10 protein-coding genes are annotated in these 12,059 nt (G+C 68.3%); 8 read left to right on the top strand and 2 right to left on the bottom strand.

Annotated features, from left to right (window positions below):
* The first annotated feature begins 281 nt into the window (after nt 1–281).
* The 3 genes from AA75_RS06575 to AA75_RS06565 all read left to right on the top strand — a co-directional run bounded on the left by AA75_RS06575 (nt 282) and on the right by AA75_RS06565 (nt 3,679).
* A complete protein-coding gene (locus AA75_RS06575; protein WP_158515449.1) occupies nt 282–1,094 on the top strand; it encodes an Ig-like domain-containing protein in 813 nt (270 codons plus the stop codon).
* Between the two features lie 190 nt (nt 1,095–1,284).
* Nucleotides 1,285–2,682 carry a Pup--protein ligase gene (gene pafA, locus AA75_RS06570; protein ID WP_033818834.1) on the top strand — a complete coding sequence of 466 codons (1,398 nt, stop codon included), beginning with the start codon at nt 1,285–1,287 and terminating at the stop codon, nt 2,680–2,682.
* 169 nt (nt 2,683–2,851) lie between these two features.
* Complete coding sequence (locus AA75_RS06565; protein WP_033818831.1) at nt 2,852–3,679, top strand: alpha/beta fold hydrolase; 828 nt, start codon at nt 2,852–2,854, stop codon at nt 3,677–3,679.
* A 1,101-nt stretch (nt 3,680–4,780) separates the two neighbouring features.
* Here AA75_RS06565 and AA75_RS44750 read toward each other — a convergent pair.
* On the bottom strand, nt 4,781–5,482 hold the full coding sequence (locus AA75_RS44750; protein ID WP_033818830.1) for a transglycosylase family protein: 702 nt from the start codon (nt 5,480–5,482) through the stop codon (nt 4,781–4,783).
* Between the two features lie 1,133 nt (nt 5,483–6,615).
* Between AA75_RS44750 and AA75_RS06555 the strand changes: the two genes are divergently transcribed.
* The 5 genes from AA75_RS06555 to AA75_RS06535 all read left to right on the top strand — a co-directional run bounded on the left by AA75_RS06555 (nt 6,616) and on the right by AA75_RS06535 (nt 11,873).
* A complete protein-coding gene (locus AA75_RS06555; protein WP_033818829.1) occupies nt 6,616–7,296 on the top strand; it encodes an alpha/beta hydrolase in 681 nt (226 codons plus the stop codon).
* Nucleotides 7,297–8,019: 723 nt separating this feature from the next.
* Nucleotides 8,020–9,021, top strand: coding sequence for an ABC transporter substrate-binding protein (locus AA75_RS06550; RefSeq protein ID WP_233288944.1), 1,002 nt, complete (start codon nt 8,020–8,022; stop codon nt 9,019–9,021).
* 83 nt (nt 9,022–9,104) lie between these two features.
* The gene (locus AA75_RS06545; protein WP_033818827.1) at nt 9,105–9,941 is read left to right on the top strand and encodes an ABC transporter permease subunit; all 837 of its coding nucleotides are present in this window, start codon (nt 9,105–9,107) and stop codon (nt 9,939–9,941) included.
* Complete coding sequence (locus AA75_RS06540; RefSeq protein ID WP_233288943.1) at nt 9,938–10,786, top strand: ABC transporter permease; 849 nt, start codon at nt 9,938–9,940, stop codon at nt 10,784–10,786. The genes AA75_RS06545 and AA75_RS06540 overlap by 4 nt, the downstream gene beginning before the upstream one ends.
* Nucleotides 10,787–10,820: 34 nt before the next feature.
* Nucleotides 10,821–11,873, top strand: a complete 1,053-nt coding sequence (locus tag AA75_RS06535; RefSeq protein ID WP_033818826.1) for an ABC transporter ATP-binding protein — start codon at nt 10,821–10,823, stop codon at nt 11,871–11,873.
* Nucleotides 11,874–11,946: 73 nt separating this feature from the next.
* Here the strand turns inward: AA75_RS06535 and AA75_RS53920 are convergent.
* The coding region (locus AA75_RS53920; protein ID WP_368666548.1) for a LuxR C-terminal-related transcriptional regulator at nt 11,947–12,059 on the bottom strand (113 nt) is incomplete at its 5' end.

The raw sequence follows: 12,059 nt of genomic DNA, 5'->3' as shown, positions 1-12,059 counted from the left end.
ATCACCGGAACCGCCCTCTACCGCAAATTCCGCAACTGACACCCAAGGAGAGCCACCGCATGGCAGTCGGAATCTCTCCAGGGCCTCGCACCCCTGAGCCCCGGACACGGGAGTCCCGGGCCAAGCGGTGGCTCCGTGGGCTCGGACGCCTCGACGCTCCCTCCTCGGAACTCGCGACGTCGGCCTCACCGGTACGCGCGATGCATCCGCGACCTGTCCCCAAGGCCTCGCGTGCGGTATGGCCTGACACCTGCGCGGCGCTGGCGCCAAGTGTGGTGGGCGTGCTGTTGCTGGGCGGCGTGGTGAGCGTGACCTCGGCGCACGCCGCCGATCCCCCCGCACGCCGGGTGTCCCTGCGACTGAACCTCACCTCGGCGACCGCCTGGCAACCGGCCGCATTCATCGTGTCGGTGACGTCCGACCCAGCGCCTTCCCCGTCGCACGTGCCACCGGATCCGCCGAACCCCGACGCCGGATCCGCCTTCCCGGCTCCCGGCGGCACGATCAGCTTCACCGACAACGGCGCTGACGCAGGAACGGCCCGCATCGTCGACGGCATCGCCGTGTCGGCGGGACACCGGCTGACGCTCGGCGCTCATGCTCTCCGTGCCGTCTACAGCGGTGACGGCCGCTACGCCGGTGGCTCCGCCGATGTGTCGGTGACCGTCTCGATGGAGGCGACCGTCACCACGCTGGCATCGGCTCCCGAGGTGTGGAAGGCCGGACAGAAGGTCACCTTCACTGCCACCGTCACCCGCAGCGCCGGCCCGGCGCAACCTGCGTCGCCCGGCCGCCCCGGTGTCGTCATCCTGCCTCCCCCGACACCGCCTCCTCCCACGGGAACCGTCACGTTCAAGGACGGCACGCGGACACTGGGCACGGTGCCCCTCACGGCTGACGGCGAGGCGACCCTGACCTTGGCACGCCCGTACGCGCTCGGCTCTCATCACGTCACCGCCACGTACAGCGGCGATGGTGTCCACGGTTCCAGCGCCTCCGCCGCACTCGTCAAGGAAGTCGAGGGGAACCCGGCTCTGACCGGCAACGGGTTCAGCTCGTTCGTCAAGGTGCTCATAGGTCTGTTCGCCATCTGATCCGCCATCTGATCCGCTATCTGATTCACCATCTGAGACGTCCTCGAGTGGGGCCGTCGGCCTTCCGGCAGCACGGGTGCGCAAGGATTCCCTGCCCTATCAGATAGCCGTGAGGGGAAGGACTCGAGCCGCGGCACCGATCGACACTTGAGGTGTCCCGCGTAACGATCACCCAGTTCGAAGGCACATGATGAGCGCTACCCCGGTCCGCCGACTCTTCGGCCTGGAGAACGAGTACGGCCTCATCTGCACCTCTCCGCCGCTGCAACGCCCCATGCCCGACGAGATCGCCCGCAGGCTGTTCCGGCACCTGGCGTGGCCCGGTCACGGGACGAATCTCTTCCTCCCGAACGGTTCCCGCTTCTACCTCGACATCGGGGCGCATCCGGAGTACGCGACGCCCGAGTGTGACGATCTGCGGGAGCTCGTCACGCATGACAAGGCGGGCGAGCGGATCATCGAAGGCCTGATCGAGAAGACCGAGCAGCAGATGCGCCGGGCGGAGACTCCCGGCAGCATCTACGCGTTCAAGAACAACACCGACTCCGACGGGCACTCGTACGGTTGCCATGAGAACTACCTGATCCGGAGGGAGAGCGACTTCCCCGGTCTGGTGGAGAAGATGCTCCCGTTCCTGGTGACCCGTCAGCTCATCTGCGGTGCCGGCAGGGTGGTCAAGACGGTGCGTGGGGCGCGCTTCAGTGTGAGCCAGCGCGCGGAGTTCATCTGTGAGAGTTCCGGGTCCTCGACCACACGGTCGCGGCCGATCGTCAATACCCGTGACGAGCCGCACGCCGACTCCGGCCGTTACCGTCGGCTGCATGTGATCGTCGGCGACGCCAACATGTCCGAGACCACCACTCTGCTCAAGGTGGGGGCCACGGATCTGATACTCCGCCTGATCGAATCCGGGGCGAAGTTCCGAGGCGTCGGCATGCGGAATCCGGTCCGTGCCATTCACGAGATCAGCTTGGACCCCACCGGCAGACACCTCGTCCCCCTGACCAACGGCCGGCAGGCCAGCGCTCTGGAGATCCAGGAGGAGTACTTCACGCAGGCCATGGACTTCGTCGAGGCGGAGGGCAGCTCGGACCCGTCCGTTCACAAGGTGTTGGATCTCTGGGGGCGCACCCTCGACGCCATCCGCACCGGCGACCTCGGCAGGGTGTCGACCGAAATCGATTGGATCATCAAGCAGCGGCTGATCGAGCGGTACCGCGAGAAGCACGGGCTGGGTCTGGACGACCCCCGGATTGCCCAGATCGATCTCGCTTATCACGACATCCACCGTCGGCGAGGCCTGTTCTACCTCCTGCAGAACAAGGGGCAGGCCGCCCGGGTGACCACCGATATCGAGGTGTTCCGGGCCAAGTCCGTACCGCCCCAGACCACTCGGGCGCGTCTTCGCGGCGACTTCATCCGTGCGGCCCGCGAGCACGACTGCACCTTCAACGTGGACTGGGTCCAGCTCCGTCTCGACATCCCGCCGCATCCGCCGGTGAGCTGCAAGGAGCCTTTCGCCTCCGTGGACGAGCGCGTAGAGCTGCTGATCCAGAAGATCCGCACCGCGGACCTGCGGGCACGGTGACCGGCGTCACCTCTGTCGGTTTCGCCTCTCGTTTGCTTCTTGCGTTCGGAATCCGTACGCTCCAACACAGGTAGACAGACCAGTCTGTCTACCTAATTAACGCAACCCCCCTTGCAGACGGGTCCCCATGACCCGCTGGGCAGCAGCATGTCCAGGGAAAGGCGATCTCATGAAAATCCGTCGCACCGCAGTCATTGCGAGCGTCGCCGCCGCCGGCGTAGGCGTCTCCATCCTCGCCGGCACCGGAGCGTTCGCGGATTCCCCCGCGCCCGCATCCTCGGCCGACAAGCCGACCATCGTCCTGGTGCACGGCGCATTCGCGGATGCGTCGAGCTGGAACGGCGTGGCCAAGAACCTCCAGCACCTGGGTTACCCGGTCGTCGCCCCTGCCAACCCGCTGCGCGGCCTGGACAGCGACTCCGCCTACATCGCCAGCGTGCTGCAGAACATCAAGGGCCCCGTCGTCCTGGTCGGCCACTCCTACGGCGGCGAGGTGATCACCAACGCCGCGGCCGCGGACAAGGAGGTCAAGGCCCTCGTCTACGTCGCCGCGATCGCCCCCGACGAGGGGCAGAGCGCCAACGCCATCCTCGGCGCCTATCCGGGCAGCAAGCTTCCCGAAGCCCTCAACCCGCAGCCGTACACGCTGCCGGACGGGAGCACCGGTTCGGAGCTCTACGTCAAGCCTGACAAGTTCCGCGAGGCGTTCGCCGGTGATGTGTCCGCGTCCACCGCCGCCGTGCTGGCCGCGACGCAGCGACCCGTCGACGCGTCGAGCCTGGCAGCCCCGAGCAAGGCCGCAGCGTGGAAGGACATCCCTTCCTGGTACCTGGTCGCCAAGAACGACAACACCATTCCGCCGGCCGCACAGCGCGACATGGCCAAGCACATCGGTGCTCGCACCACCGAGGTCAACTCCTCCCATGCGGCTGCCGTCTCGCACCCGGCCGAGGTGACGAACGTCATCCTCGACGCGGCACGGTCCACCGCCCGCTGACCCGCAGCGGGGATGTTCTCCGCAGCCGGAACCCGTCCGAAGGTACGGACGCCCCATGTCGTCACACCGGCGACCGGGCGATCGTCCCCGCCAGAGCCGCTCGTGTGACAGACGCCTGCGGTGGGAAGCACAACGGCGGCGTGGACCACCGCGTCCATCGAGGTGCTCGTGGACGGAATCCGGCTGCGGTCGACCGACAGGACGGGCGGTTGGCCGGACTGTATGTGCCTTCAGGCCGTCAGTCCCACGGATCCGGGCGTCGAACGCACGGCTCTGGTGAACTGATTCCAGTGTCAAGGGTCGGGCGAGCGCCGATCAGGTCGGCGACGCGTGTCCATCCGGATCCGACTGCACAGTCGGTGCCTGCGATGGCTGCGATTTCGGTGGGGCGTCGGCAGGTCTCCTGGGGACTGGCGTTCTCGGGAGCCTGTCGGTGTTCGGACGGTCTCGCTGATGTGGCGATCCGGTTGTCGACACAGTGAACGACTCGATGTCACCTGCTCTCTTGCACAGAGGCGTTGGGGCCTTCGGTGTCCGGACCGGGATGGCCGCGGCACCTCGGATGATCACTGGTGAAGGTAGTCGGTGGGTGAGCGCGGGGTTCGGGTCCGACGGTTGCTCCGGGCTCCGCTCCCGGGTGGTGGGAGCTACTGCGCCTGGGCCCCCAGGGTGGTGGGAACTCCTACGACGCGGTCCTTCAGGTGGGACGTCTGTCTCTGCAGCGCGGCTCCTGCTGTGAACTCCTGATGCTGTGAACTCGTGATGCCGGGAACTCCTGCGCCTGGACTTCCGGGTGGTGGGAACTCCTTTGACGCGGCTCCTGGAGGCGGACCTCGGGAGTGGGGCTCTCTGGACGTGGGGCCACGGGTGATGGGGCCGCTGTCAGGGGGTGTACCGCACGGACCCGGGGTGTGGCCGCTGCGAATACGGAGCTTGCGGAAGACGATGGGGGAGCTGATCAGCTGGTCGGACCTGCAGCGGACTGCGATTGCTCGAAGGGAGCACGCCGGTCATCTGGCTCATCGATGGGCTGTCAACGCCGTTGCGGTGGAGCATCGATCGGTCGTCACCGATCTGGTTGGCCGGTGGTAACGGGCTGGGTCACAGATTCAGGTGCTGACCCGGGTAGATCGTGTCGGGGTCGCCGCCGACGGTGGAATGGTTGTGGTCGTAGAGCGCGTGCCAGCCTCCGGCCACGTGATGTGCCGAGGCGATGCTGGAGAGGGTGTCGCCGGTCTGCACCGTGTAGTCGCCGCCCTGGGAGTGGGTGTAAGCGGCCTTGCCGTGGGCCTGGGCCTGCGCGGACTGGTCGGTCGAGTTGTCCTGCCAGGTGCTCTTGTGGTCGGTGGAGGTCGAGGCGGGGGCCTGCTTCTGGGTCGTCGACTGGTCAGTGGTGCTGGACGACGAGTCCGTGTTGGTGACTGCGGGAGAGCCGCCTGCCGTCAGTCCGGCGACCTTGGAGCAGACGGGCCACGCTCCGGGCCCCTGAACGGCCAGCACCTTCTCGGCGATGGCTATCTGTTGGTCCTTCGTGGCGTGGTCGGCTCGATCCGCATACGCTCCGCCGCCGAATTCCTGCCATGTGCTCTGGGTGAACTGGAGACCACCGTAGAATCCGTTACCCGTGTTGATGGACCAGTTTCCGCTGCTTTCGCAGGCGGCCACCTTGTCCCAGGTGCTGACCGAGGCCGCGTGCGCGGACGACATGGCCGACACGGGGATGAGGATGGCGACGAGCGCCATGAAAATCGTGAGCAACCCGGCCCACGTTCGGGACCGCTTGCCGATCGATTGAGTGATCATGATGATCTCCTTCCATACGCCTGCGGGGTGAGCTGCGGGGCTGCCGGCCGGAATCGGCCTGCCCGCGCGAATCGCGGTATGCGCCCCGGCCGCCGGAGAGCGGCCCGTGGCTCTGCTCCCCCGCACTGCCTTGGTGCGAGCAGTCCCCTCCGAGTCGCAGGACCGGTCCGGGCCGACTGGACGTGGGCCGGACGCTGACGGAGGGAAATGTCCGTCTGGACGCGTTGACCATAGGCACACGTCTGACCGCCCCTCAAGCACGTCTGACGAGGGCTTCGACGCCCGAATCACCTCAGCTGCATCCTTTTTCCCGGTCGGGCAGCGCCGTGATTCCGCGGTATTCGGCGCGACGCTGCATCTTCGGTCGGGGCCGGGTGGAGAGAGGGTGCGCGGACAGGGCAGCGCATCTGCGTACCGAGAGGCGGCACGAGCTGCTTCATCAGGCAGGGCGGAGAAGCCGGTTCGATTGCACGGGCAGGCCTCCGCGCCCGGATGAATTCTGGTGGGCCTCGACCGCCGGCAGAACGAGCCACTACGGTGACGTCACGACCGGTCCGGATCCCGCTCAGTGGGGGCGGACGACTCGGTCGAGGCCTTGGGACAGTCGACGCGGGTGGTGCGCGACGATCTCGGGTCCGTCGATGTACTCGAACGCGGAACCTCTCCCCGTCGGCTGTGACCCGATGAAGTGCCACAGCGGGTGTGCTCCCGTCCTGAGCGCTGCTCAGATCGCCGGCTCCGGTGCGGAGATCACGCCGGCTGCGTCCGGCTCGACGCCGCACGCACGCTGTTCGCCCGCCGCCAAACCTCACGGACGGCAGGCGGTTCGGGCACGCCCTCTGCACCACCGGGTGCCCTTTCGGGCAGTGCTGCGCCCGGCGAACCATGGGACTGTTGTGCTGTAGCAACGCACGCGCTTCGAGCCGTGCCCCGGCCGCCGGCCGACGTTGCGCCACCTGGTAGACGGACCTGTCGCTGTTCGGTGTGTTGGGACCACCGGACCGGTAGCAGGCGTCTGACTTCGCAATCGGCAACCGCCGAAAGCCTCTGCTGCGGGCCGACGCCCGGCATCGCAGCAGAACCCTGGCAGCCGCGGGCGGCCAGGATCCCGCACCGACCCGAGAGGGATACCGATGACTCACGTCGTACTCGTACATGGCCTTTGGGTGGACGGCTCCAGCTGGGAGCCGGTGACGATCGGCCTCCAGGAAGCCGGGCACGAGGTCACCGCCGTCCAGCTTCCGCTGAGTTCCCTCGCGGACGACATCGCCACGGTGCGACGGGCGCTGGCACAGATTCAGGGACCGGTCGTCCTGGCGGGCCACTCCTACGGTGGCATGGTCATCACAGGCGCCGCGTCCGGCTCCTCCGACGTGGTCGGCCTGGTGTACGTGGCCGCAGTCGCACCCGACGAAGGGGAGGCCGCGGGCGAGATCCTCGGGCGGTTCGCCCCGTCGGACGGGCTGCAGAACGTCGTGGCCGACGCGGAGGGCTATGCGACCCTCAAGCGCGAGGTCTTCCCGGAGCTCTTCGCCGGTGACGTCCCCCTCACCAAGGCTCGCGCCATGGCCGCCGCCCAGGGCCCGGCTGCGCCGGCCTGTCTCTCCACGCCGAGCGGCCCGCCCGCGTGGAAGTCCCTCCCTTCCACCTACGTCTTCTGCGAGCAGGACCGCACCGTCGCCCCCGAGGCGCAGAAGTGGATGGCGGAGCGGATCGGCGCCGATGTCGTCGTCGCCCAGGCCAGCCACGCGGTGGCCGTCTCCCAGCCGTCGGTGGTCGTCGACGCGATCCTCTCCCGGATCTCCGCCGCCTGACGGCGCCGCTCTCGGACGCCGCGCCGTCCCCGTACCCGTGCCGCCGTGCTCATGACCTGCTCAGGAGCACGGCGGCACCTTCATGCGCGCTCCACAGGTGCGTATCCCTATGCCAACGGCGGCGCCGGATGGTGCTCCCCGCATCGCGAGGACCACCCGCGACGTTCCGTGACCATTCGTGACGGTCCTGGGCAGCGTCGTGTCCCGGAGTGCAGGCGTCCCGCCGTGACGGCCTCCGGTGGGGGCCTCGGTCTCCGCTCGCGGTCCGAAACGGCCGGTCGACACCACCTTTCTGTTCCTGCGACCGGACCGGTCCGGTCGAGTAGGCTTGACGACGCGTTGTGCACGAAAGTCGTTCCAGCGCAAGGCCTCCGTGCGGAGAGGATGATGTGGATGAGGGTCCGGCTCATATGACGGTCAGGTGTCTCGCCCTTACTCAGTGACGGGCCGACCCTGTCCGGGCCCGGCCGCTGTTGAACCCCTCGAAGCGTACGAGGCGCCGGTCGGCCAGGCCTCGAGACTCGGCACACACCATGGCCCGGTTCCCCGCTGCAGGACGCACCGGAGGACCGGCGCCGTCCTCGACGAGGAGGTCAACCTGTGCGGCGGAAACATGTCAGCTTCACTCTCTGCGTGGTCGTGGGTTCGCTCGTAGTGGCCACCGCATGCAGCTCGCCACCGTCCTCGCACAACGGCAGCAGTCAGCCTGCCTCCGCGACATCGGTGTCCGACTTCGGCGGCATGGACGGCCTGGTGGCCGCAGCTCAGAAGGAGGGCAAGCTCAACGTCATCGCCCTGCCCCCCAACTGGGCGAACTATGGCAAGAGCATCGACGAGTTCTCCCAGAAGTACGGCATCAAGGTCGAGTCGAGCCAGCCCGACGCGTCCAGCCAGGAGGAGATCAACGCCGCCAAGCAGCTCAACGGCACCGACCGTGTCCCAGACGTGTTCGACCTCGGACAGAACGTGGTCCTGGCCAACACCGATGTCTTCGCCCCGTACAAGGTGCAGACCTGGAAGGACGTCCCGGACAACCTGAAGGAGTCGTCCGGGCTGTGGACCAGCGACTACGGCGGCTACATGTCGATCGGATACGATGCATCCAAGGTTCCCGCCCCCACATCGATCCAGGACCTGCTCAAGCCCGAGTACAAGGGCAAGGTCGTGCTCAACGGCGACCCGACGCAGGCGGCTTCGGCGTTCTACGGAGTCGTCGCCGCGTCGCTCGGCAGCGGCGGCTCCGCGAACGACATCGCACCCGGCGTGAACTTCTTCTCCGAGCTGAAGAAGCAGGGCAACTTCCTGCCGCTCAACCCGACCCCGGCGACGATCTCCAGCGGCCAGACCCCGGTCGTCTTCGACTGGGACTACCTGCACGCCGCCACCGCGGCCTCGTTGGCGGGCAAGGTCGACTGGAAGGTCGTGGTCCCCGAGGACAGCGTCGTCGGCTCCTACTACGCCCAGGCCATCAACAAGAACGCGGCGCACCCGGCCGCGGCCCGGCTGTGGGAGGAGTTCCTCTACTCCGACCAGGGGCAGAACAACTTCCTCCAGGGTTTCGCGCACCCGGTCCGCGCCGAGGCGATGCAGAAGGCCGGCACCCTCGACCAGGCTGCCTTCGCCAAGCTCCCCCCGGTCAGCGGTAAACCCGTGTTCCTCACCCAGGATCAGGTCACCGCGGCCAAGCAGTACCTGTCGGACAACTGGGCGAGCGCCGTCGGCTGACGATGACAGCCACCACCACACCGGTCCCGGGGCGGGGCCCCCGGGACCGGAGACGCCGGATCCGTGCCCGGCTCCGTTCATCGATGGACTACCTCGGGGTGCTCCCGTTCCTGGCCTACGTCGGTGTCTTCCTGATCTACCCCACCCTGGTGGTCATCGTGGGGGCCTTCCAGGACGACGCCGGACAGCCGTCCACCGCCAACGTCACCGCCCTGACCGAGGGCGTCTACCTGAAAGCGTTCACCCGCAGTCTCGAACTGTCCGCCGCCACCGCCGTGATCGGCATGGTGCTGGGATCACTGCTCGCCTGGGCGGTCTCCAGCGGGCGACCCGACGGCGCGCTGCGCCGGACGGTGACATCGCTCTGCGGGGTGCTGGCCCAGTTCGGAGGGGTCACCCTGGCGTTCGCGTTCATCGCGACCATCGGTCTGACCGGGGTGGTGACCCAGTTCCTCAAAGATCACCTGGGCATCGACCTCTACTCCCACGGCGTGTGGCTGTTCGACCTGCCCGGCCTGATCCTCGTCTACTCGTACTTCCAGATCCCCCTCATGGTGATCGTCTTCCTGCCGGCCCTCGACGGTCTGCGCCCGCAGTGGCGGGAGGCCGTCCAGAGCCTCGGCGGCTCGAGCTGGCAGTACTGGCGGCGGGTGGCGGCGCCGGTGCTGACGCCATCCTTCCTCGGCGCCGGACTCCTGCTGTTCGCCAACGCCTTCTCCGCGTACGCGACCGCGGCCGCGCTGGTGTCGCAGGGCAGTCCGATCGTTCCGCTGGAGATCCGGGGCTTCTTCATCAGCGAAGTGCTGCTGGGGAGGGAGAACATCGGCAAAGCGCTCGGATTCAGCATGATCGTCGTCGTCGCGATCGTCATGGCCCTGTACGCCCTGCTGCTCCGCCGCGCCTCCCGGTGGCTGCGATGACCGGGCCCACCGGGATGGACCCGGCACCGCTGTCCGCCGCGAAACCGCGGGAGCGCACCGCCTCCCGGCCGGGCGCCGGACGGCACACGGCGGCGCTGCGGGTGGCGGTCCTGCTCCCGCTCGGGGTGTTCTTCCTCCTTCCGCTCCTCGCGATGCTGGAGTTCAGCACCCGCGAAGCCGGTGGGCGGCACGGCCTGCAGGCATGGCGGGCGATCGGCCACACCCCGGCGCTGACCTCCGCGATCATCACCTCGCTCACCCTGGCCGGTCTCACGGTGGCGGCGATGCTCCTGCTTCTGGTCCCGACGGTCACCTGGGTCCGGCTCCGGCTGCCCGGGCTGCGCCGGCTGGTGGAGTTCCTGTGCCTGCTTCCCTTGATGATCCCGGCCATCGTCCTGGTCGTCGGGATCGCCCCGGTCTACGCCTGGGTCACCTATCTGCTGGGCGACACTCCCCTGACCCTCACGTTCGTGTACGTGGTGCTCGTCCTGCCGTTCTCCTACCGGGTCATCGACGCGGGCCTGGGCGCCATCGACCTCCCGACACTGACCGAGGCGGCGCGGGGGCTGGGGGCTTCATGGCCGACCGTGATCCTGCGCGTGGTCGTGCCGAACATCCGCGGTGCACTCGCCGGTGCGTCGTTCCTGGCGGTGGCACTGGTCCTGGGCGAGTTCACCCTCGCGTCGCTGCTGAACTTCGACAATCTCCAGGTCGAGATCAATCTGCTCGGCGAGGTGGACGCCGCGCTCGCCATCGCGGTGTCCCTGGCCGCGATCCTCTTCGCCGTCGCCCTGCTGCTGGCGATCTCGTTCATCGGACGCCACCGCCACCGGAACCCCCGCTGAACGGCGCCGGTCCGAGACCAGGAGGACGTTGAGAATGGATCACTTGGAACTGCAGGCGGTCCGCAAGTCGTTCGGCGGCACCCGCGCGTTGGAGGGACTGGACCTGTCCGTCAGGGCGGGCGAGTTCGTGAGCCTGCTGGGCCCGAGCGGCTGCGGCAAGACCACCACCCTGCGCATCATCGCGGGGTTCGAGTCGGCGGACGGCGGACGGGTGGTGGTGAACGGCCGGGACATCACCCATGTGCCGCCGAGCAAGCGGGACATGGGCATGGTCTTCCAGAGCTACAGCCTGTTCCCCAACCTCACCGCCCTCGGCAACGTCGAATTCGGGCTGCGGGTCCACAGACAGCCGCCCGCCACCCGCCGGACGCGCGCCGCCGAGCTGCTCGACCTCGTCGGCCTCTCCGCACAGGGCAGGCGATACCCCCACCAGCTCTCCGGCGGTCAGCAGCAGCGGGTGGCACTCGCCCGCGCACTGGCCGTCGCCCCGAAAGTCCTGTTGCTGGACGAACCACTGTCCGCGCTCGACGCCAACGTCAGGGTGAACCTGCGGGAGGAAATCCGCCGCATCCAGACCGAGTTGGGTACCACCACCCTGTTCGTCACCCACAACCAGGAGGAGGCCCTCGCGATCTCCGACCGGGTCGGGGTGATGTCCGACGGCCGGCTGGAGCAGCTGGACGTGCCCTCCACGATCTACAACAAACCGGCCACCGTCTTCGTCGCCCAGTTCGTGGGCGTGAGCAACCTCCTCCCCGGAACCGCCGACGGCGAAGCCGTGACGGTGTACGGCCGGCGGATCCCGGCTCCTGCCGCGCGCGCACTGCCTCCGGGCAGCAAGGTGAACGTGATCGTCAGGCCGGAGGAGATCCGGCTGGAGGCGTCCGGGCCCGGGGACGACCTGACCGGCGTCGTGGTCACCCGTAGCTTCCTGGGGCCGGTGACCCGGCTGAGCGTGCGGCTGGAACACGGCGACGGGCAGATCCTGCGGGTGGACACGCCGTCCGGACCGTCGGAGTCCTTCCACGCGGGGACCCGGGTCGCCCTGCGGCTGAGGCCGTCCGCGCCACTCATCGTCCGGGCCTGAAGGCAACGGCGCGGTGGTGGCCCGCTTTCGACGCGGGCGGCACCACCGCGGATCCGGCACGGCCCGGAGATCCTCACCCGACCGGCGCCATGAGCGTACGGAGCTGACGGCGGGAGCGGAGATCGAGCTTGGTGTAGACGTGGCCGAGGTGGTACTCGACGGTCTTGGCACTGACGTAGAGCTCCT

It is taken from the genome of Kitasatospora sp. MBT63 (genome assembly GCF_000710465.2).
In the GTDB taxonomy this organism is placed as follows: Bacteria; Actinomycetota; Actinomycetes; order Streptomycetales; family Streptomycetaceae; genus Kitasatospora.
The sequence above is the reverse complement of the archived record's forward strand: the minus strand, read 5'-3'. Positions and strand labels throughout refer to the sequence as shown.